Source organism: Pseudomonas sp. NPDC087612 (assembly GCF_044743505.1).
Classification (GTDB): Bacteria; Pseudomonadota; Gammaproteobacteria; order Pseudomonadales; family Pseudomonadaceae; genus Aquipseudomonas.
Genome location: NZ_JBIUWO010000007.1, coordinates 87,363 through 108,149, shown reverse-complemented (window position 1 = coordinate 108,149; position 20,787 = coordinate 87,363). Strand labels below are relative to the sequence as shown.

At 62.8% G+C, this 20,787-nt stretch carries 16 protein-coding genes; 11 read left to right on the top strand and 5 right to left on the bottom strand.

Translation table 11 applies throughout. The features are described from left to right. Positions 1-50 precede the first annotated feature (50 nt). The 5 genes from ACIOVF_RS15980 to gcvP all read left to right on the top strand — a co-directional run bounded on the left by ACIOVF_RS15980 (position 51) and on the right by gcvP (position 7,417). Positions 51-1,052, top strand: coding sequence for an extracellular solute-binding protein (locus tag ACIOVF_RS15980; RefSeq protein ID WP_401290729.1), 1,002 nt, complete (start codon positions 51-53; stop codon positions 1,050-1,052). A gap of 154 nt (positions 1,053-1,206) precedes the next feature. Beyond that, entirely contained in the window at positions 1,207-2,829 is a 1,623-nt protein-coding gene (locus ACIOVF_RS15975; protein WP_401290726.1) for an ABC transporter permease, read from the top strand. Positions 2,830-2,950: 121 nt separating this feature from the next. Further along, entirely contained in the window at positions 2,951-4,033 is a 1,083-nt protein-coding gene (gcvT, locus tag ACIOVF_RS15970; RefSeq protein ID WP_045201083.1) for a glycine cleavage system aminomethyltransferase GcvT, read from the top strand. Positions 4,034-4,080: 47 nt separating this feature from the next. Then, positions 4,081-4,464, top strand: a complete 384-nt coding sequence (gene gcvH, locus ACIOVF_RS15965) for a glycine cleavage system protein GcvH (protein ID WP_045201085.1) — start codon at positions 4,081-4,083, stop codon at positions 4,462-4,464. A 79-nt stretch (positions 4,465-4,543) separates the two neighbouring features. Further along, positions 4,544-7,417 (top strand): aminomethyl-transferring glycine dehydrogenase, encoded by a 2,874-nt coding sequence (gcvP, locus tag ACIOVF_RS15960; protein WP_401290722.1) that lies wholly within the window; start codon positions 4,544-4,546, stop codon positions 7,415-7,417. A 51-nt stretch (positions 7,418-7,468) separates the two neighbouring features. Here the strand turns inward: gcvP and ACIOVF_RS15955 are convergent, their stop codons facing one another. The 3 genes from ACIOVF_RS15955 to ACIOVF_RS15945 form a co-directional block, all read right to left on the bottom strand. After that, the gene (locus tag ACIOVF_RS15955) at positions 7,469-7,786 is read right to left on the bottom strand and encodes a DUF2388 domain-containing protein (protein ID WP_401290720.1); all 318 of its coding nucleotides are present in this window, start codon (positions 7,784-7,786) and stop codon (positions 7,469-7,471) included. A 91-nt stretch (positions 7,787-7,877) separates the two neighbouring features. Continuing rightward, positions 7,878-9,548, bottom strand: a complete 1,671-nt coding sequence (locus ACIOVF_RS15950; protein WP_401290717.1) for a GspE/PulE family protein — start codon at positions 9,546-9,548, stop codon at positions 7,878-7,880. Positions 9,549-9,633: 85 nt separating this feature from the next. Further along, entirely contained in the window at positions 9,634-9,954 is a 321-nt protein-coding gene (locus tag ACIOVF_RS15945; protein ID WP_401290714.1) for a hypothetical protein, read from the bottom strand. Positions 9,955-10,079: 125 nt separating this feature from the next. Between ACIOVF_RS15945 and ACIOVF_RS15940 the strand changes: the two genes are divergently transcribed. After that, positions 10,080-10,550 carry an Lrp/AsnC family transcriptional regulator gene (locus ACIOVF_RS15940; protein WP_045201095.1) on the top strand — a complete coding sequence of 157 codons (471 nt, stop codon included), beginning with the start codon at positions 10,080-10,082 and terminating at the stop codon, positions 10,548-10,550. A gap of 3 nt (positions 10,551-10,553) precedes the next feature. Here the strand turns inward: ACIOVF_RS15940 and ACIOVF_RS15935 are convergent, their stop codons facing one another. After that, complete coding sequence (locus ACIOVF_RS15935) at positions 10,554-11,921, bottom strand: inorganic triphosphatase (protein WP_093378272.1); 1,368 nt, start codon at positions 11,919-11,921, stop codon at positions 10,554-10,556. 126 nt (positions 11,922-12,047) lie between these two features. On the opposite strand from ACIOVF_RS15935, the gene argE reads away from it, so the two are divergent. Continuing rightward, positions 12,048-13,205 (top strand): acetylornithine deacetylase, encoded by a 1,158-nt coding sequence (gene argE, locus ACIOVF_RS15930; RefSeq protein ID WP_195885280.1) that lies wholly within the window; start codon positions 12,048-12,050, stop codon positions 13,203-13,205. Between the two features lie 115 nt (positions 13,206-13,320). Beyond that, positions 13,321-14,619: an amino-acid N-acetyltransferase gene (gene argA, locus ACIOVF_RS15925; protein ID WP_045201102.1), complete on the top strand. Its 1,299-nt coding sequence runs from the start codon at positions 13,321-13,323 to the stop codon at positions 14,617-14,619. Between the two features lie 76 nt (positions 14,620-14,695). Here argA and ACIOVF_RS15920 read toward each other — a convergent pair whose 3' ends face one another. Then, positions 14,696-16,072 carry a glutamine synthetase family protein gene (locus ACIOVF_RS15920; RefSeq protein WP_045201104.1) on the bottom strand — a complete coding sequence of 459 codons (1,377 nt, stop codon included), beginning with the start codon at positions 16,070-16,072 and terminating at the stop codon, positions 14,696-14,698. A gap of 605 nt (positions 16,073-16,677) precedes the next feature. On the opposite strand from ACIOVF_RS15920, the gene ACIOVF_RS15915 reads away from it, so the two are divergent. The 3 genes from ACIOVF_RS15915 to ACIOVF_RS15905 all read left to right on the top strand — a co-directional run bounded on the left by ACIOVF_RS15915 (position 16,678) and on the right by ACIOVF_RS15905 (position 20,709). Further along, positions 16,678-18,036, top strand: coding sequence for a glutamine synthetase family protein (locus ACIOVF_RS15915; RefSeq protein WP_045201108.1), 1,359 nt, complete (start codon positions 16,678-16,680; stop codon positions 18,034-18,036). A gap of 47 nt (positions 18,037-18,083) precedes the next feature. After that, a complete protein-coding gene (locus ACIOVF_RS15910) occupies positions 18,084-19,442 on the top strand; it encodes an aspartate aminotransferase family protein (RefSeq protein ID WP_045201111.1) in 1,359 nt (452 codons plus the stop codon). A gap of 169 nt (positions 19,443-19,611) precedes the next feature. After that, the gene (locus ACIOVF_RS15905) at positions 19,612-20,709 is read left to right on the top strand and encodes a polyamine ABC transporter substrate-binding protein (protein WP_401290708.1); all 1,098 of its coding nucleotides are present in this window, start codon (positions 19,612-19,614) and stop codon (positions 20,707-20,709) included. Positions 20,710-20,787: the final 78 nt, after the last annotated feature.

Here is a 20,787-nt window from a genome sequence, read left to right as displayed (position 1 = left end):
AATGGGATTAACTACCATTTGCGCCTCTCATGAATTCCGAGGACTGCACCATGTTGCCACGCAAGCACGTAATGGCCGCCCTGGCTCTGACCCTGTTCGGCACCGCCGCCCAGGCGGCGGACGAGGTGGTGGTGTATTCCTCGCGCATCGACGAGCTGATCAAACCGGTATTCGATGCCTACACCAAAGAAACCGGGGTGAAGATCAAGTTCATCACCGACAAGGAAGCGCCGCTGATGCAGCGGATCAAGGCCGAGGGCGAGAACGCCACCGCCGACCTGCTGCTCACCGTCGACGCCGGCAACCTCTGGCAGGCCGAGCAGATGGGCATCCTGCAGCCGATCAAGTCGGACGTCATCGACAAGAACATCCCCGCCCAGTACCGCGCCTCGTCCCACGACTGGACCGGCCTGAGCCTGCGCGCACGGACCATCGCCTACTCCACCGAGCGGGTCAAACCCGAAGAGCTGAGCACCTACGAGGCCCTGGCCGACAAAAACTGGGAAGGTCGCCTGTGCCTGCGTACGGCGAAGAAGGTCTACAACCAGTCGCTGACCGCTACCCTGATCGAAACCCATGGCGAGCAAAAAACCGAAGAGATCATCAAGGGCTGGGTCAACAACCTGTCCACCGATGTGTTCTCCGACGACACCGCCTTGCTCCAGGCGATCAACGCCGGCCAGTGCGACGTCGGCATCGTCAACACCTACTACTACGGCCGCCTGCACAAGGAAAACCCCAAGCTGGCAGTCAAGCTGTTCTGGCCCAACCAGGCTGACCGTGGCGTGCACGTCAACCTCTCGGGTATCGGCCTGAGCAAATATGCGCCGCACCCTGAGGCGGCGAAGAAGCTGGTCGAATGGATGACCGGCGCCGAGGCGCAGAAAATCTTCGCCGGCGTGAACCAGGAGTTCCCGGCCAACCCGGCCGTGGCGCCATCTGAAGAAGTGGCTGCCTGGGGCACCTTCAAGGCCGACAGCATTGCTGTGGAAGTGGCCGGCAAACGCCAGGCCGAAGCCATCCGCCTGATGGATCGGGCTGGCTGGAACTAAGCGCCAGGCTTTATCCTTGCGGGGCCCTATCGGGCCCCAATCGCTGGCAAGCCAGCTCCCACAGGGATAGCGGTTCTCTCTTTTCACTGTGGGAGCTGGCTTGCCAGCGATCGACCGCAACGCGGTCGCAATCATTCCCATAGAGATTTCACTTTTGGCCCACCCCGCCCAACGCCGCTGGTACCCCCTGGTCTTCATCATCGCCGCCCTGGTGCTGCTGCCGCTGAGCGTGCTGTTGTTGTCTTGGCAGTCGGTCGACCTGCAGATCTGGTCGCACCTGCTCGATACCCAGATGAGCCGCCTGCTGGGCAACACCCTGACGCTGATCCTCGGTGTCGGCATTGGTGTGACGGTGCTGGGCGTGAGCCTGGCCTGGCTCACCAGCCTGTGCGAGTTCCCCGGGCGGCGCTGGCTCGACTGGGCCTTGATGCTACCGTTCGCGATTCCGGCCTATGTGCTGGCGTTCGTGTTTGTCGGCCTGCTGGATTTCGCCGGGCCGGTGCAAAGCTTGTTGCGCGAATGGTTCGGGCCCTTGCGCCTGCCGCGGGTGCGTTCTACCGGCGGGGTCATCACCGTGCTGGTGTTGGTGTTCTACCCCTACGTCTACCTGCTGGCCCGTAACGCCTTCCTGGCCCAGGGCAAGGGCCTGATGGAAGCGGCGCGGGTTCTGGGGCTGTCTCCGCTGCAGGCATTCTGGCGGGTTGCCATGCCCATGGCGCGGCCGGCCATCGGTGCCGGGGTGGCCCTGGCATTGATGGAAACCCTGGCGGATTTTGGCGCGGTGTCAGTGTTCAACTTCGACACCTTCACTACCGCCATCTACAAGACCTGGTATGGCTTCTTCAGCCTCTCAAGCGCCGCGCAACTGGCCAGCCTGCTGTTGCTGGCGGTGATGCTGGTGCTGTACGGCGAGCGCCGGGCCCGTGGCGCCGTGCGCAGCAGCAACGAACGCCCGCGCGGCCAGGCCTTGTATCACTTGCGGGGCATCAAGGCCCTGGCCGCCAGCAGCTGGTGCCTGCTGGTGTTCGCCTGTGCCTTCGTGGTGCCGATGCTGCAGTTGCTGGTGTGGTTCTGGCAGCGCGGGCGTTTCGACCTCGACGAGCGCTATGCCGGGCTGATCCTGCATACCCTGTACCTGGGCGCCATGGCGGCACTAATTACTGTGTGTGTTGCCCTGATGCTGGCGTTTGCCCGGCGCCAGGCGCCGACCTCGACCATCCGCGCCGGCGTCGGCCTGGCCAACCTGGGCTATGCCTTGCCCGGCTCGGTGCTGGCAGTGTCGATCATGCTGGCCTTCAGTTACCTCGATAACCAGTTGGTGGTGCCGCTGTCCGGCTGGCTCGGTGGTGCCGGCAAGCCGTTGCTGCTCGGCAGCCTGTCGGCCTTGTTGCTGGCGTATCTGGTGCGCTTTATCGCCGTGGCCTACGGCCCGCTGGAAAACAGCCTGGGACGGATTCGCCCGTCCTTGCCGGAAGCTTCGCGCAGCCTGGGGGTCAGTGGCCCGAGATTGTTTTTCAAGGTGTATCTACCCTTGCTGGTGCCCGGTGCCATGAGCGCGGCGCTGCTGGTATTCGTCGACGTGCTCAAGGAAATGCCGGCGACCTTGCTGATGCGCCCCTTTGGCTGGGATACCCTGGCGGTTCGGGTATTCGAGATGACCAGCGAAGGCGAATGGTCGCGGGCTTCGCTACCGGCGCTGACCCTGGTGCTGGTCGGCTTGCTGCCGGTCATCGGCCTGATTCGACGTTCGGCCCGCCACCCCGGTCAAACGCGCTGAGGGTGTAAGCCTGCTTGCTTGCAGCTACAATGCGCGGCATTCGCTGCGGCCGGTCCTACAGACCGGGTAGCTGCAACGCTGCCAGCCGCCGTAGCCTCGCCACGCCCGGAAGGAGAAACCCATGGGACAGCGTACGCCTCTTTATGACCTGCACTTGGCCCTCGGCGCCAAGATGGTCGATTTTGGCGGTTGGGATATGCCCCTGCATTACGGCTCGCAAGTCGAGGAACACCATCAGGTGCGCCAGGCCTGCGGGGTCTTCGATGTATCCCACATGACCGTGATCGATATCCGTGGCGCCCAGGCCGGTGCCTGGCTGCAACAGGTGCTGGCCAATGATGTCGCGCGCCTGAACGCCACCGGCAAGGCCCTGTACAGCACCATGCTCAACGAGCAGGGCGGGGTGATCGACGACATGATCGTCTACCGCTGTGAAGACGGTTACCGCCTGGTGGTCAATGCCTCGACCCGCGACAAGGACCTGGCCTGGCTGCAGGCGCGGATGATCGGCTTCGAGGTCGAGCTGAGCGAGCGCCCGGAACTGGCTATCCTTGCCATCCAGGGCCCGCAGGCGCGAGAAAAGGTCGCGGAGCTGGTAACCGCTGCCCGCGCCGCTTTGATCCGTGAACTCAAGCCCTTCGAAGGCCTGGCCGATGGTGACTGGTTCATCGCCCGCACCGGTTATACCGGTGAGGATGGCCTGGAAATCATTTTTCCGGCGGTACAGGCCCCGGCGTTTTTCAACGACCTGGTCGGCGCCGGCATCGCCCCCAGCGGCCTTGGCGCCCGCGATACCCTGCGCCTGGAAGCGGGCATGAACCTGTATGGCCAGGACATCGACGAAGCCCACACGCCGCTGACCTCGAACCTGGGCTGGAGCATCGCCTGGGAGCCGGCAGCGCGTGACTTCATCGGTCGCAAGGGCCTGCTGGAAGAAATCGAGCATGGCGTCGAGCAGAAACTGGTCGGCCTGGTGCTCGAAGAGCGCGGGGTTTTACGCGCCCATCAGGTGGTCCGTGTCGCCGGGATTGGCGAAGGGGAGATCACCAGTGGTAGTTTCTCTCCTACGCTGAGCAAATCCATTGCCCTGGCGCGGGTGCCGATGGCCACCGCCGATCGTGCCGAGGTGGAGATTCGCGGCAAGTGGTACCCGGTGCGGGTGGTCAAGCCGACCTTCGTGCGCCATGGCAAGATCCTGATCTGAACCCAATTCTGGCGGGCCAACCGCTGACCCAATCGAGGACAACAATTATGAGCAATATCCCCGCCGACCTGCGTTTTGCCGAAAGCCACGAATGGGCCCGGCTGGAAGCCGATGGCTCTGTGACTGTCGGGATCAGCGACCATGCCCAGGAAGCCCTGGGTGACGTGGTGTTCGTCGAGCTGGCGGAAGTGGGCAAGGTCTTTGCCGCCGGCGATGCGGCGGGCGTGGTCGAGTCGGTCAAGGCCGCTTCCGATATCTACGCACCGGTCAGCGGTGAAGTGATCGCGGTAAACGAAGAGCTGGCCGATAGCCCCGAGTCGCTGAACAACGATCCGTACGCCAGCTGGATCTTCAAACTCAAGCCAAGCGACAAGGCCGAGCTGGATAAACTGCTCGACGCCGCCGGTTACAAAGCCGCCATCGGCGAATAGTTTCACGCAGGCGGCAATCTCTTCCTAGACTCAATATGCCTCGAGCGCTCGAGGCTTGGTCGAGGAAGAGAGAGCCGCTATGTCCCAGTCGCCGTCCCTGAGCCAACTGCACGACCGCAATCCTTTTCTGCGTCGCCACCTGGGCCCCGATGCCTCGGAGCAGCAGGCCATGCTCGCTACCCTCGGGGTTGGCAGCCGCCGCGAGCTGATCGAACAGACCGTGCCGCCGGGCATCCGTTTGAACCGGCCACTGGAGCTGCCTGAGGCCCTCGATGAACAGGCTGCCCTGGCCAAGCTCAAGGGCTATGCCGAGCAGAACCAGGTGTGGACCAGCCTGATCGGCATGGGTTATCACGGCACCATCACGCCAACCGTCATTTTGCGTAACGTCCTCGAAAACCCGGGCTGGTACACCGCCTATACCCCGTACCAACCGGAAATCGCCCAGGGCCGCCTGGAAGCCTTGCTCAATTTCCAGCAAATGATCATCGACCTCACCGGCCTGGACCTCGCCAACGCCTCGTTGCTCGACGAAGCCACTGCCGCGGCAGAAGCCATGGCTCTGGCCAAGCGCGTGGCCAAGTCGAAAAGCAATGCCTTCTTCGCCGATGAACACTGCCACCCGCAAACCCTCTCGGTGCTGCAGACCCGCGCCGAGGGCTTTGGTTTCGAACTGATCGTCGACGCTGTGGATAACCTCGCGAACTACCAGGTGTTCGGGGCCTTGCTGCAATACCCCGATACCCACGGCGAAGTGCGTGACTTGCGGCCGCTGATCACTCAGCTGCATGCCCAGCAGGCGCTGGCCTGCGTCGCTGCCGATCTGCTCAGCCTGGTGATGCTGATGCCGCCGGGTGAGCAGGGCGCCGACGTGGTACTGGGCTCCTCTCAGCGCTTCGGCGTGCCCATGGGCTTTGGTGGCCCGCATGCGGCGTACTTTGCCTGCCGGGACGAATTCAAGCGGGCCATGCCTGGGCGCATCATCGGCGTGTCCAAGGATGCCCGCGGCAACACCGCGTTGCGCATGGCCCTGCAAACCCGCGAACAGCATATCCGCCGCGAGAAGGCCAACTCCAACATCTGCACCGCCCAGGTGCTGCTGGCCAACATCGCCGCCTTCTATGCGGTGTACCACGGCCCGGAAGGCCTGCAGCGCATCGCCCAGCGCGTGCATGCGTTGACCTTCGTGCTGGCTGCAGGTCTGGAGAGCAAGGGCATCAAGCGCCTCAACGAGCACTTCTTCGACACCCTGACCCTGGAAGTCGGCGGCAGTCAGACGGCCATTATCGAAAGCGCCGAGGCGGCGCAGATCAACCTGCGGATTCTGGGTCGCGGGCAACTGGGCGTGAGCCTCGACGAGACCTGTGACGAAACCACGGTGATGCGCCTGTTCGATATCTTCCTGGGCGCCGACCACGGCCTGGATATCGCCGCGCTGGATGCTCTGGCGCAGCCCGAGGGCATTCCGTCGGCATTGGTGCGACGCTCGGCTTTTCTCAGCCACCCGGTGTTCAACCTGCACCACAGCGAAACCGAGATGCTGCGCTACCTTAAGCAGCTGGAGAACAAGGACCTGGCGCTGAACCAGTCGATGATCCCGCTGGGCTCGTGCACGATGAAACTCAATGCCAGCAGCGAGATGATCCCGATCACCTGGCCGGGTTTCGCCCTGCTGCACCCCTTTGCCCCGGCCGCGCAGGTGCAGGGCTACAAGGCGATGATCGACGAGCTGGAAAGCTGGCTGTGCGCGATCACCGGCTTCGATGCCATCTGCATGCAACCCAACTCCGGCGCTCAGGGCGAGTACGCCGGGCTGATGGCAATTGCCAAGTACCACCGCAGCCGTCATCAACCGCAACGTGATATCTGCCTGATCCCGGCCTCGGCCCATGGCACCAACCCGGCCTCGGCGCAGATGGCCGGGATGCAGGTGGTGATCGTCGAGTGCGACCAGGCCGGCAACGTCGACCTGGCCGACCTCAAAGCCAAGGCGCAGGCGGCTGGCGACAAGCTGTCGTGCCTGATGGCGACCTACCCATCGACCCATGGTGTGTACGAGGAAGGCATCAGCGAGATCTGCGAGGTTATCCACACGCACGGCGGCCAGGTGTACATGGACGGTGCCAACCTCAATGCCCAGGTCGGCCTGGCGCGGCCAGCGGATATCGGCGCCGACGTCTCGCACATGAACCTGCACAAGACCTTCTGCATCCCCCACGGCGGTGGCGGCCCGGGCATGGGCCCGATCGGTGTGCGCGCACACCTGGCGCCGTTTGTCGCCAGCCACCCGGTCATCCCGCTGCCTGGCCCCGACCCGCAGAACACCGCAGTCAGCGCCGCGCCCTGGGGCAGCGCGAGCATTTTGCCGATCAGCTGGATGTACATCGCCATGATGGGCCCGCAACTGGCCGATGCCAGCGAGGTGGCGATCCTCTCGGCCAACTACCTGGCCGAGCAATTGGGCGGCGCCTTCCCGGTGCTGTATCGCGGGCGCAACGAACGGGTGGCCCATGAATGCATCCTCGATCTGCGCCCGCTCAAGGCCTTGACCGGCATCACCGAGGAGGATGTGGCCAAGCGCTTGATGGATTACGGTTTCCACGCGCCGACCATGTCGTTCCCGGTGCCGGGCACCTTGATGGTCGAGCCGACCGAGAGCGAGTCGAAGGCCGAGCTGGATCGCTTTGTCGAGGCGATGCTGAGCATTCGCGCCGAGATCCGTGAAGTGCAGGAGGGTAACTGGCCGGCCGAAGACAACCCGCTCAAGCATGCGCCGCATACGCTGGAGGATGTGCTAGGGGTGTGGGAGCGGCCCTACAGCATTGCCCAGGGCGTGGCGCCCAGTGCCCATGCGCGGCAGCACAAGTATTGGCCGGCAGCGAATCGCGTCGACAATGTCTATGGCGACAGGAACCTGTTTTGCGCCTGTGTGCCGGTGGATGACTATCGTTGAAGCGCTATTGGTGTGGGAGGGGATTTATCCGCTCCCACAGCGGTCGCGAGCTTACTCGCTGGCTAGCGCATTCCTGGCCAGGATCGCATTGGCCAGTTCCATGTCGCTGACTTGCAGCCCCGGGTTGTCGGCGCGCACTTTGTGCATCGCCGCTTCCAGGTACGGGCCGCGAATCGCGCCTTCGCTGGCGACGTAGCTGCCGGCATCATCCTGGGCCGCCATGACCAGTTTGTGGTCCTTGAAGGTCAGGTAGGTGGAACCGGTGGTGGCGCCGGACGAGATGACGTTGCGCCAGAAGGTATCGGCCATGGCAGAACCAACCGGCAGGGACAGCAGGGCGAGGGTGGCGACTGCGAATTTGAGGCGCATCGGGGGTGACTCCAACGTGAGGTGAACTGGGGCCTTTGATCGGCTTTGCGCAGATCTAGTTCCCTGCCCGGGTAAAAGCTTTGGCGCAGCCTCAGGCCGTGACGCGAAGCACTTCAGCCTGGCTTGTCTGCCCGGCCGCGACTTTGTCCAGGCCACTTTGCCTGAGGCTGTGCATCCCTTCCTTCAACGCCAGTTGGCGCAGGCCAGGCAGGTCGGCTTCACGGTTGATGAGTGACTTGAGCGCATCGCTGATGCCCAGCAACTCGAAGATCGCGCTACGGCCGTGATACCCGGTCTGCCGGCATTCCCGGCACCCCAGCGGCGCTCCCTTGCAGTGCCGGCACAGGGTACGCACCAGGCGCTGGGCCATGACCCCGATCAAGCTGGCCTTGAGCAGGTAGGGCGCAATGCCCAGCTCCAGCAGGCGGGTGATGGCGCTGCAGGCATCGTTTGTATGCAGGGTCGAGAGCACCAGGTGGCCGGTGAGGGCAGCCTGGATCGCCACCTGAGCGGTTTCCAGGTCGCGTATTTCGCCGATCATGATGACATCCGGGTCCTGGCGCAGCAGGGCGCGGGTACCGGCGGCAAAGTCGAGGTCGATGGCCGGTTGCACCTGCAACTGGTTGAAGGCCGGTTCTACCATCTCGATCGGGTCTTCGACGGTGCACAGATTGATCTGCGGGGTAGCCAGGTGTTTGAGGCTGGCGTACAGGGTGCTGGTCTTGCCCGAGCCGGTAGGCCCGGTGACCAGGATGATGCCGTGGCGATGGTCGAGCATGGCCAGCCAGCGCTTGAGGTCGGCGCCGCCGAGGCCCAGTTGGGCAAAGTCCTGTTGCAGCAACTGTGGATCGAAAACACGCAGTACGAGCTTTTCACCGAATGTGGTCGGCAGGGTCGACAGCCGCAGCTCGACCTCTGCGCCGCCTGGCAGGCGGGTCTTGATCCGGCCGTCCTGGGGCCGACGTTTTTCTGCGACATTCATGCGCCCCAGGCTTTTCAGGCGGCTGACCACCGCCAGAGTCACCGGCCCCGGAAACTGGTAGACCGGGTGCAGCACGCCGTCGATGCGAAAGCGCAGCTGGCCCTGGTCGCGCCGGGGCTCGAGGTGGATATCGCTGGCGCGCTGCTCGAAGGCGTACTGCAACAGCCAGTCGACGATGCTGACAATGTGCGCATCGTTGGCTTGTGCGTCAGCCCCGCGCGCGCCCAGCTCAAGCAACTGCTCAAGATTACCCGCAGCGATTGGCGTCGACTGCTGCTGACTGGCGCCGCTGACCGATTGCGCGACCTGGAAAAACGTCTGGCTGAGCTGACGGATCTGCACCGGGCTGGCCAGCACGCGCTTGATTGGCCGTTGCAGCACCTGCGTCAGGTCCGCTTCCCAGGCGCGTACATAAGGTTGTGCGCTGGCCACGGTGACGCCGCTGGTATCGGCGGCCACCGCGAGGATGCCGTGGCGCCGGGCGAAGCCTGCAGACATCAGGCCGGTGAGGCGGGCGGGGTCGATCTCCAGGGGATCGATACGCAGGTACGGCTGCCCGGCCTGCCTGGCCAGCCATTGGCACAGGCTATCGAGGTCCAGGTGCTGGCCGGGATTAAGCAGGTCGGCAAGCTGCTGGCTGGCGATCCACTCCAGCGGGTGCTGGTCGTGCTGCACCGGCGGGCAATTGCCGTGATCAGCCGGGCTGATGCGTTGCTCGGCCAGCAGCTCGTCCAGCAGGGTGTTCAGGTCAAGCCAGCGATCTTCGCTAAGGTTGTGCATGGCTGCGGGCTTCCTTGCCGCGCCACCGACAGTGATGGCTTGAGCAAGGTTAGCGGCTGAGCCGGGGCTTCCCGCTGAACAAGGGTTACCAGGCTTTTCCGGCAGTGCTCAACTGCACTTCGCTCACGTAAATCAGGTTGCGCATTTTTTGCGCAATCAGCTCGGCGCGGTGCCAGCTAAGGCCGCTGATGCCAATCTCGACGTTGAGCAGGTCACCCTGCTGCTCGACATTCAAGCGATGTGGTACCAGAAATTGCAGGGCAAACAGGTTGAGCACCCGGCACAGGCTGTCGGGTTCGGCTTCGACCTGCAGTTGATAGCAGACATCGCTGTGGGCGTTGTTGGCGGCCCAGACATCGTGGCGCAAGGGCGTAAGGGGGCTGTCCAGCCGTTCGAGAGCGCTCATGGGTTTCTCCGCAGAAAGTGGAGAAATTTTTACATGCGGGCTGGGGTATTTCTTCTCTATTATCGTGAGATATTGCGGATTATTGAATAGCTTAATTCGAATCAAACGACTTTGGAGAAAAAATCATGCACAGCGAACTGGACAGCTATGACCGGCGCATTCTGGCTTTGTTGCAGGAAGATGCCTCGCTCTCCAGCGCGCAGATCGCTGAGCGTGTAGGCCTGTCGCAGTCACCGTGCTGGCGGCGCATTCAGCGTCTGAAAGAGGAGGGGGTGATTCGCGCCCAGGTGACCCTGCTCGACCGCAAGAAGATCGGCCTGAACACGCAGATCTTCGCCGAGGTCAAACTCAACGCCCACGGGCGCTCCAACTTCACCGAGTTTACCGAGGCGATCCGCGGTTTTCCGGAAGTGCTGGAGTGTTATGTGCTGATGGGCGCAGTGGATTTTCTGCTGCGCATTGTCACCCCGGACATCGAAGCCTACGAACGGTTCTTCTTCGAAAAGCTGTCGATGGTGCCGGGGATCCAGGAGGTCAACTCGACCGTGGCCTTGTCCGAAATCAAGTCCACGACGAGTTTGCCGGTATTGCCTTGAGCCTTACTTGCGCAGCAGGTGTTTCCAGCCGCGGCTCTGGAACACGGCCATGGCCTGGTGGACGCGGGCTTCGAGCACTTCGTCGCTGATCGGCAGGTTGGCCAGTTCCTGGAGCTTGTTCAGCTCGCCGAACAGGCGGTCCAGGTCCGGGCTTTCCAGCACCTGGCGGGCATGATGCAGCCAGGCCAGCAGGCGCTCGATGCGCGGCAGCTGCTCGGCCAGGTCTTCGGGCTGGCGATGATACAGCGGCAGGTTGAGGGCCTTGGCTTCTTCGGCCAGCAGCACGTTCAGCCAGTTGGCCAGTTGTGCGGCGCCCTGGCGGTCGCCGCGCTTGTTGCGCTCGACGGTCCAGGCACGGGCCAGCAGCCAGCGCGAGGTCTCCAGGGAGAACTGGCCCCAGCGGGTTTCCAGCAGCTCCTCGGCGAACTGCTCGGGCGCTGCGCGGCGTACATCTTCGTCGTCGGCACCGGCGAGCACCAGCGGGCGCCAGTCTTCGAGCAGGGCGTCGAGGCTGTTGCGCAACTCGCGGGTGCTGGCGCGTGGGCCGGCCTGGCCGAGGCTGCTGGCCAGGGCACGCAGTTCCCAGAGGTTTTCGACCCAGTCTTGCAGCAGGCGCCAGTGACCGTTGAAACGGTACTGTTCGGCCAGGCGCTGGCTGCTGCCGAGCAGCTGCCAGGCCAACGCGGCGAAGGCGTCGTCGAGGGTCATTTCGGCGTTCAGTTCGGCGGCTGGCAGGCTCAGGGCGTAGCTGCCGGCGTCGAGCAGGCGGTAGCCGCGCTCGGCCTTGCTGATGTCGCAGGGCATCAGCGGCAGCTTGGCTGACAGCTCGGCGGCCAGTTCCAGCAGGGCTTCGGGGGCGCCTTCGCGCAGCTCGAGCTCCAGCTCGCAGATCTCTTCTTTTTGCTTGCCGGCGACCACGGTGCCGAGGTCCAGGGCGGCTTCGATTACCACTTTGGCCTTGCCGCGGCCCCAGGCGATTTCGGCGTACTCACGGGTGAAATCGGTGGTGAACAGCGCCTTGATGGTCTTTTTGTCGACATCGGCCAGTTGCTCTGGCCAGCACTCGGCGTCGAGTTTTTTCAGGTCGAGCTTGGCCTTGGGCAACTGCCATTCGAACTCGTTGCGCTGGGACAGGCCGGCGACGCTCTGGCCGCGGGTCTTGAGGGTCTGGATGACCACCTCGCCGTCGCGGCGCAGGCGCAGGGCGACCTTGGCGGCGGCCAGGTCGCGCTCCGGAGTGTCGAAGTACTGGTTGAGCAGTTCGCGGCTTTGCCACCCGGACTTGTTGCGCTTGTTCAGCAATGGGTGTTCACGCAGGGCGGCGAGGGTCTCGCGGCTGACCCGCAGTTTGATTTCGGTTTCTTTATGCATTGCTGGGTAATCCAGGCTCGAATGACAGGGAGCGTCTTGGGGGTGCAGTGTACAGGAGTCGGCTCGCGGCGGTTTATTCCCGGTGCCGGATGGCCCTATGATGAGCTTCGCCCAAGGAGAAAGCGCATGCCGTTGCCATCGCTCAAAGAGCAGTTCGCCGCCCTGATCGCCGCGCCATCGGTCAGTTGTACCCAGCCGTCGCTGGATCAGTCCAACCGTGCGGTGATAGACCTGCTGGCCGGCTGGCTGGGGGACCTGGGTTTTGCCTGTGACATTCAGCAGGTGACCCCGGGCAAGTACAACCTGCTGGCGAGCTACGGCAGCGGCCCGGGCGGCCTGGTGCTGGCCGGGCACAGCGATACCGTGCCGTATGATCCCGAGCTGTGGCAGACCGACCCGCTCAAGCTGACCGAGGTCGACGGCCGCTGGGTGGGCCTGGGCAGTTGTGACATGAAGGGCTTCTTCGCCCTGATCATCGAGGCCGTGCAGCCGCTGCTGACGCATGACTTCAAGCAGCCATTGTTGATTCTCGCCACCTGTGACGAAGAGAGCTCGATGGCCGGCGCCCGCGCCCTGGCCGAGGCCGGCCGGCCGCTGGGCCGTGCGGCGGTGATCGGCGAGCCGACCGGGCTCAAGCCGATCCGCCTGCACAAAGGGGTGATGATGGAGCGCATCGACATTCTTGGGCGCAGTGGCCATTCGTCCGATCCGAGCCTGGGCCACAGTGCGCTGGAGGCCATGCACCAGGTCATGGGCGAGCTGATGAACCTGCGCCGGCAGTGGCAGCAGGAATACAACAACGCCCAGTTCAGCGTGCCGCAGCCGACGATGAACTTCGGCTGCATCCATGGTGGCGATAACCCCAACCGCATCTGCGGCCAGTGCGCCCTGGAGTTCGATCTGCGCCCGCTGCCGGGCATGGACCCTGAAGTACTGCGCAGCGCCATCCGGCACAAACTGGCGCCGCTGGCCGAGCAGCATCAGGTGCGCATCGACTACGCGCCGCTGTTCCCCGAGGTACCGCCGTTCGAGCAGGCCGCCGATGCGGAACTGGTACGGGTCGCCGAACGTCTTACCGGCCATCGCGCCGAAGCGGTAGCCTTTGGCACCGAAGCGCCTTATCTTCAGCGCCTGGGTTGCGAGACCCTGGTACTGGGCCCCGGCGACATCGCCTGCGCCCACCAGCCGGGCGAATACCTTGAAATGTCACGCTTGCAGCCTACCGTGCGTCTATTGCGTGAGTTGATCGAACATTATTGCCTCAGCCCGGTAATTGCCCGCTGAGCTGAACCGTTTTGCAGAGGAGATTGCGCGTGACGCCAAGCCTGTTCCGACGATAACCCTTCGAGCGCTGTGTGCTTTCCCGTTCTTGTCCCTATTTTCTACAGGCTCTCCGGTTATGCCCGAATACGTCAATTGGCTGCGTCATGCTTCGCCTTACATCAACGCCCACCGCGACTGCACCTTTGTGGTCATGCTGCCCGGTGACGGCGTCGAGCACCCCAACTTCGGCAATATCGTTCACGACCTGGTGCTGCTGCACAGCCTTGGCGTGCGCCTGGTGCTGGTCCACGGCTCGCGCCCGCAGATCGAAAGCCGCCTGGCGGCCCGCGGCCTGACCCCGCACTACCATCGCGGCATGCGCATCACCGATGCGGCGACGCTTGAATGCGTGATCGATGCCGTAGGCCACTTGCGCATCGCCATCGAGGCGCGCCTGTCGATGGACATGGCCGCCTCGCCGATGCAGGGCTCACGCCTGCGCGTGGCTGCCGGCAACCTGGTTACCGCGCGGCCGATCGGCGTGGTCGAAGGCGTTGATTACCACCACACCGGCGAAGTGCGCCGGGTCGACCGCAAAGGTATCAATCGCCTGCTCGACGAGCGCTCTATCGTCCTGCTTTCGCCTTTGGGCTATTCGCCCACCGGCGAGATCTTCAACCTCGCCTGTGAAGACGTCGCCACTCGCGCCGCGATTGAACTGAATGCTGACAAGCTGCTGCTGTTCGGCGCCGAGCGCGGCCTGCTCGATGAACAGGGTCGGCTGGTGCGCGAACTACGCCCCCAGCAAGTGCCGGCGCACCTGCAGCGCCTGGGCAGCGACTACCAGGGCGAGCTGCTTGATGCCGCCGCCGAAGCCTGCCGGGGCGGTGTGGCGCGCAGTCATATCGTCAGCTATGGCGAAGATGGCGCCTTGCTCACCGAGCTGTTCACCCGCGATGGTGGCGGTACCCTGGTGGCCCAGGAGCAGTTCGAGAAGGTGCGTGAAGCCGCGATCGAGGATGTCGGCGGCTTGCTCGACCTGATCAGCCCGCTGGAGGAGCAGGGCATTCTCGTGCGTCGTTCGCGCGAGGTGCTGGAGCGTGAGATCGAGCAGTTCAGTGTGGTCGAGCGCGAGGGCATGATCATCGCCTGTGCGGCGCTGTACCCGATTGCCGATTCCGAAGCGGGCGAGCTGGCGTGCCTGGCGGTCAACCCGGAGTATCGCCACGGCGGTCGCGGTGACGAGCTGCTTGAGCGCATCGAAACGCGGGCGCGCGCGATGGGGCTAAATACCCTGTTTGTGCTGACCACGCGCACGGCGCACTGGTTCAGGGAGCGGGGGTTTGTGCCGAGCGGGGTCGAGCGGCTGCCGGCGGCCAGGGCTTCGCTGTATAACTATCAGCGTAATTCGAAGATTTTCGAGAAGGCTTTGTAAGGCATCGCGGGGCAAGCCCGCTCCCACAGTTAACCGTTGTGGGAGCGGGCTTGACCCGCGATAAGGCCCTCAAGCATCAAACGGTATGCAGATACCAGTTGTACTCAAGGTCGGAGATGGAGTGTTCGAACTCCTCCAGCTCGCTCTCTTTACAGGCCACGAAGATATCGATGTATTTCGGATCGATGTACCGGGCCAGGATCTCGCTGTCGTCCAGCTCGCGCAGGGCATCACGCAGGTTGTTCGGCAGGCTCTGCTCGTTCTGCTCGTAGGAGTTGCCTTCAACCGGCTCGCCCGGGTCGACCTTGTTGGTCAGGCCATGGTGAACACCGGCCAGGACAGCGGCCATCAGCAGGTACGGGTTGGCGTCGGCACCGGCTACGCGGTGTTCGATGCGCACGGCGTCCGGGGTGCCGGTCGGCACGCGCAGGGCCACGGTACGGTTGTCCAGGCCCCAGCTAGGCGAGTTCGGCACGTAGAACTGGGCACCAAAACGGCGGTACGAGTTGACGTTCGGGCACAGGAACGCCATCGACGCCGGTAGGGTCTCGAGCACACCGCCGATCGCGTGACGCAGTGCGGCGTTCTGCTCGGGATCCTCGCTGGTGAAGATGTTCTTGCCATCTTTGTCCAGCACCGAGATATGGACATGCAGACCATTACCCGCCTGGCCCGGGTAGGGCTTGGCCATGAAGGTGGTGTCCATCTCATGGTCGTAGGCAATGTTCTTGATCAGGCGCTTGAGCAGTACCGCGTAGTCGCAGGCCTTCATCGGGTCGGCAACGTGGTGCAGGTTGACTTCGAACTGTGCCGGGGCGCTTTCCTTGACGATGGCGTCAGCCGGAATGCCTTGTTCCTTGGCACCCTCGAGGATGTCCTGGAGGCAGTCGACGTACTCGTCGAGGTCGTCGATCAGGTAGACCTGGGTCGAAATCGGGCGTTTGCCGGAGATCGGCGAGCGCGGCGGCTGCGGGCGGCCGTTCACGTTCTCCTGGTCGATCAGGTAGAACTCAAGCTCGAATGCGGCGCAGATGGTCAGGCCCAGCTCGTCGAACTTGCTCACGACCTGGCGCAGGACTTCCCGCGGGTCAGCGAAAAACGGTTCGCCTTCGAGCTCGTGCATGGTCATCAGCAGTTGCGCGGTCGGGCGCTTTTGCCAGGGCTCGTTGGACAGGGTGTCCGGGATTGGATAGCAGATGCGGTCGGCATCGCCGATGTCCAGGCCAAGGCCGGTGCTTTCGACGGTCGAGCCGTTGATATCCAGGGCGAAGAGGGAGGCCGGCAGGTTGATGCCTTTCTCGTAAACCTTGTGGAGGCTGGTGCGCTCGATGCGCTTGCCGCGCACCACACCATTCATATCTGCAATCAGAAGGTCAACGTAGAGAACCTCAGGATGTTCCTTAAGGAACGCGTTCGCTTCGTTAAGCTGAACGGCACGCGGGGGTACCGACATGATGCAACACCTTTGTTGTTAAAAATATCAATCAATGGGGGCTTGCAGGTTCAGTCAATCGGAAAGCCTTGCTGAAGTCAAGCCAGCCCCATGATGCCCTAAAATGGCCCTCAAGCGGCATTTTTGCTGCAATTGGGGGCGCCGACAAGGGCTGCTTTCGTACGGTAACGGCGATCTTGAGCGGGCCGTGTTCTATTTTTTACGGGGGTGTTGTGTAAAAAAATGAACAAGGCTAAGCTCGGTGGCAACCCATAACACCAATAATACCGGGGGTTACATGTCACGCCTGCCGACAACCGGCATCATCGCCCGCCGTTCGCAGAACGGTTTGCACGCATTCCTCGCGGGTGGCTTGCGCCCTGCGCCAGCACCTTGCGCCCCGGCTGAAATAATTGACGGCCCAGGCGTCCTGCCTGCTGTCGACGCTACTTCGAATGACCTCTGCCATCACTATAGCGGGCTCGTCAGCCTTGCGGGAACTGCCCGTTGCGGCCTCCCTGCGCCTGACTTTTGCTTTAGCCCCGTGGGGCATCCAGAATGTCTGGGACGGCCCACTCCGGGTCACGTCCTGACGTCAGTCCAGACATTTACCTCCTGAGGTATTTATGAGTAGCAACCTCGACCAGCTCACCGATTGGTTGAAAGAACACAAGATCACCGAAGTCGAGTGCCTGATCAGCGACCTCACCGGTATCACCCGCGGCAAGATCTCGCCGACCAACAAGTTCATCGCCGAAAAAGGCATGCGCCTGCCCGAGAGCGTGTTGCTGCAGACCGTGACCGGCGACTATGTCGATGACGACATCTATTACGAACTGCTCGACCCGGCCGACATCGACATGATCTGCCGCCCCGACGAGAACGCGGTGTTTCTCGTGCCCTGGGCCATCGAGCCGACCGCCCAGGTGATCCACGACACCTACGACAAGCAGGGCAACCCGGTCGAGCTGTCGCCGCGCAACGTGCTCAAGAAGGTTTTGAAGCTCTACGCCGACAAGGGCTGGCAGCCGATCGTGGCGCCAGAGATGGAGTTCTACCTGACCAAGCGCTGCGAAGACCCGGACTTCCCCCTGCAGCCGCCGATTGGCCGCTCCGGGCGCCCGGAAACCGGTCGCCAGTCCTTCTCTATTGAAGCGGCCAACGAATTCGACCCGCTGTTCGAGGACGTCTACGACTGGTGCGAGCTGCAGAACCTGGACCTCGACACGCTGATCCACGAAGACGGCACGGCGCAGATGGAAATCAACTTCCGTCACGGGAATGCCTTGTCGCTGGCCGACCAGATTCTGGTGTTCAAGCGCACCATGCGCGAGGCTGCGCTCAAGCACAACGTCGCCGCCACCTTCATGGCCAAGCCGATGACCGGCGAGCCGGGCAGCGCCATGCACCTGCACCAGAGCATCATCGACGTGCACACCGGCAAGAACATCTTCTCGGACGAAGACGGGCGCATGAGCGAGCTGTTCCTCAACCACGTCGGCGGCCTGCAGAAGTTCATCCCGGTGGTGCTGCCGCTGTTCGCCCCCAACGTCAACTCGTTCCGCCGCTTCTTGCCCGACACCTCGGCGCCGGTGAACGTCGAGTGGGGCGAAGAGAACCGTACCGTCGGCCTGCGCGTACCGGATGCCGGCCCGCAGAACCGCCGGGTCGAGAACCGCCTGCCAGGCGCCGACGCCAACCCCTACCTGGCGATCGCCGCCAGCCTGCTGTGCGGTTTCATCGGCATGGTCGAAGGCATCAAGCCGAGCGCGCCGGTACAGGGTCGTGGTTACGAGCGGCGTAACCTGCGCCTACCGCTGACCATCGAGGACGCCCTCGAGCGCATGGAAAACTGCAAGGCCCTGGAACCCTACCTGGGCAAGAAATTCATTACCGGCTACGTCGCCACCAAACGCGCCGAGCATGAAAACTTCAAACGCGTAATCAGCTCCTGGGAACGTGAGTTCCTGCTGTTTGCGGTCTGATCAACCCGGAGCCGCAGGACCGCGGCCGTCAACAAACGGAGAAGCACATGAGCGTCAACAACCCGCAAACCCGTGAGTGGCAAACCCTTAGCAGTGAGCATCACCTGGCACCTTTCAGTGACTACCAACAGCTGAAAGAGAAGGGGCCGCGGATCATCACCAAAGCCGAGGGCGTGCACCTGTGGGACAGCGAGGGCAACAAGATCCTCGATGGCATGGCGGGCCTGTGGTGCGTGGCGGTCGGTTATGGCCGTGAAGAGCTGGTTGAAGTGGCCGCCAAGCAGATGCGCGAGCTGCCGTACTACAACCTGTTCTTCCAGACTGCCCACCCACCGGCACTGGAGCTGGCCAAGGCGGTGACCGCCGTGGCACCCAAGGGCATGACCCATGTGTTCTTCACCGGTTCCGGTTCTGAAGGCAACGACACCAACCTGCGCATGGTCCGCCACTACTGGGCGCTCAAGGGCAAGCCGCAGAAACAGGTGATCATTGGCCGTATCAATGGCTATCACGGCTCCACCGTGGCCGGCGCCGCCTTGGGCGGCATGAGCGGCATGCATGCCCAGGGTGGCACGCTGCCGGGCATCGAGCACATCCCGCAGCCATACTGGTTCGGTGAGGGCGGTGACATGACCCCGGACGAGTTCGGGGTCTGGGCTGCCGAGCAGCTGGAAAAGAAAATCCTCGAAGTCGGCGAAGACAAGGTCGCCGCCTTTATTGCCGAGCCGATCCAGGGCGCCGGCGGGGTGATCATTGCGCCAGAAACCTACTGGCCGAAGATCAAGGAGATCCTCGCCAAGTACGACATCCTGTTCATTGCCGACGAAGTGATCTGTGGCTTCGGTCGCACTGGCGAGTGGTTCGGCTCCGATTACTACGACCTCAAGCCCGACCTGATGACCATCGCCAAGGGCCTGACCTCCGGTTACATCCCCATGGGCGGTGTGATCGTACGTGACGAAGTGGCCAAGGTGCTTAGCCAAGGCGGCGACTTCAACCACGGCTTCACTTACTCCGGCCACCCGGTGGCGGCGGCGGTAGGCCTGGAAAACCTGCGGATCCTGCGTGACGAGAAGATCATCGAGCGGGTTCAGGCCGAAACGGCACCGTATTTGCAGAAACGTCTGCGTGAGCTCAACGATCACCCGCTGGTGGGCGAAGTGCGTGGCCTGGGCATGCTCGGTGCCATCGAGCTGGTCAAGGACAAGGCCACCCGTGCCCGTTACGAAGGCCAGGGTGCGGGCATGATCTGCCGCCAGTTCTGCTTCGACAACGGCCTGATCATGCGCGCCGTGGGCGACACCATGATCATTGCGCCGCCGTTGGTGATCAGCCACGCCGAGATCGACGAGCTGGTGGAAAAGGCGCGCAAATGCCTGGACCTGACGCTCGAAGCGCTGAAATAGCCAGGTGCTAGGCTAGCGTAATGGCATCAATGGGTTTCAAGGCGCCTCTGTTGTTGAAAGAGCGCCTTGTAACTTGCCAGACTAGCGGCTGTTTCAGTCGCTCGGAGCTTGCGCCGAATAAGCCGGCCGCTGAACAGATGGCTAAATAAAAAATTCTGGAGCATTACGCATGAAGAAATTGGGCAAGATGTTGTTGGCCGTGTCCCTGATGGGCGCCATGGCCAGTGCTGTTCAGGCGGATGACAAAGTACTGCACGTCTATAACTGGTCCGACTACATCGCACCAGACACCGTCGCCAAGTTCGAAAAACAGTCCGGTATCAAGGTCGTCTACGACGTGTTCGACAGCAACGAAACCCTTGAGGCCAAGTTGCTGGCAGGCAAGTCCGGTTACGACGTAGTCGTACCGTCGAACAACTTCCTGGCCAAGCAGATCAAGGCCGGCGTCTACCAGGAGCTGGACCGCTCCAAGCTGCCTAACTGGAAGAACCTCGACGAAGACCTGCTCAAGGCCGTCGGTGATGCCAGCGACCCGGGCAACAAATATGCGTTCCCCTACATGTGGGGCTCCATCGGCATCGGCTACAACCCGGAGAAGGTTAAGGCCGCACTGGGCATCGACAAGATCGATTCCTGGGACGTGGTGTTCAAGCCGGAAAACATCGCCAAGCTCAAGAGCTGTGGCGTGAGCTTCCTCGATGCCCCGACCGAGATGATCCCGGCGGCGCTGCACTACCTGGGCAAGCCGACCAACAGCACGAAAAAAGAAGACCTCAAAGCCGCCGAGGACCTGTTCCTCAGTGTGCGTCCATCGATCGGCTACTTCCACTCTTCCAAGTACATCTCGGACCTGGCCAACGGCAACATCTGCGTGGCCGTGGGTTACTCGGGTGACCTGGAGCAGTCCAAGGCCCGTGCCCACGAAGCTGGTGACAAGGTCAAGCTGGACTACGTCATTCCGAAAGAAGGCGCCGGTACTTTCTACGACATGGTTGCCATCCCTAAAGATGCCGTCAACGTCGACGCCGCCTACAAGTTCATGGATTTCCTGATGCAGCCGGAAATCATGGCCGAGATCACCAATGCCGTCCGTTTCCCGAACGGCAACAAGGCGGCCACCGCACTGGTGGACAAGGACATCTCGGGCGATCCGAGCATCTACCCACCGGCTGATGTGAAGAAGCAGCTGTACGCAATTGCTGACCCGGGTGCCAAGGCCCAGCGCGAAATCACGCGCAGCTGGACCAAGATCAAGTCGGGCAAGTAACAGCGGTGACCTCCCTGGGCGCGGTGTAAATCCCGCCCGGGGAGCATGAAAGCACAAATTTTTTTTGCGGCATGAGTG

What these genes read in the sequence shown, in the direction of transcription:
- ACIOVF_RS15945 (WP_401290714.1), bottom strand. Translation starts at nt 9,954, where the DNA reads ATGAGCGCTCTCGAACGGCTGGACAGCCCCCTTACGCCCTTGCGCCAC.
- ACIOVF_RS15955 (WP_401290720.1), bottom strand. Translation starts at nt 7,786, where the DNA reads ATGCGCCTCAAATTCGCAGTCGCCACCCTCGCCCTGCTGTCCCTGCCG.
- ACIOVF_RS15980 (WP_401290729.1), top strand. Translation starts at nt 51, where the DNA reads ATGTTGCCACGCAAGCACGTAATGGCCGCCCTGGCTCTGACCCTGTTC.
- gcvT (WP_045201083.1), top strand. Translation starts at nt 2,951, where the DNA reads ATGGGACAGCGTACGCCTCTTTATGACCTGCACTTGGCCCTCGGCGCC.
- ACIOVF_RS15935 (WP_093378272.1), bottom strand. Translation starts at nt 11,921, where the DNA reads ATGCATAAAGAAACCGAAATCAAACTGCGGGTCAGCCGCGAGACCCTC.
- argE (WP_195885280.1), top strand. Translation starts at nt 12,048, where the DNA reads ATGCCGTTGCCATCGCTCAAAGAGCAGTTCGCCGCCCTGATCGCCGCG.
- ACIOVF_RS15940 (WP_045201095.1), top strand. Translation starts at nt 10,080, where the DNA reads ATGCACAGCGAACTGGACAGCTATGACCGGCGCATTCTGGCTTTGTTG.
- gcvP (WP_401290722.1), top strand. Translation starts at nt 4,544, where the DNA reads ATGTCCCAGTCGCCGTCCCTGAGCCAACTGCACGACCGCAATCCTTTT.
- ACIOVF_RS15910 (WP_045201111.1), top strand. Translation starts at nt 18,084, where the DNA reads ATGAGCGTCAACAACCCGCAAACCCGTGAGTGGCAAACCCTTAGCAGT.
- ACIOVF_RS15905 (WP_401290708.1), top strand. Translation starts at nt 19,612, where the DNA reads ATGAAGAAATTGGGCAAGATGTTGTTGGCCGTGTCCCTGATGGGCGCC.
- ACIOVF_RS15950 (WP_401290717.1), bottom strand. Translation starts at nt 9,548, where the DNA reads ATGCACAACCTTAGCGAAGATCGCTGGCTTGACCTGAACACCCTGCTG.
- ACIOVF_RS15920 (WP_045201104.1), bottom strand. Translation starts at nt 16,072, where the DNA reads ATGTCGGTACCCCCGCGTGCCGTTCAGCTTAACGAAGCGAACGCGTTC.
- argA (WP_045201102.1), top strand. Translation starts at nt 13,321, where the DNA reads ATGCCCGAATACGTCAATTGGCTGCGTCATGCTTCGCCTTACATCAAC.
- ACIOVF_RS15915 (WP_045201108.1), top strand. Translation starts at nt 16,678, where the DNA reads ATGAGTAGCAACCTCGACCAGCTCACCGATTGGTTGAAAGAACACAAG.
- gcvH (WP_045201085.1), top strand. Translation starts at nt 4,081, where the DNA reads ATGAGCAATATCCCCGCCGACCTGCGTTTTGCCGAAAGCCACGAATGG.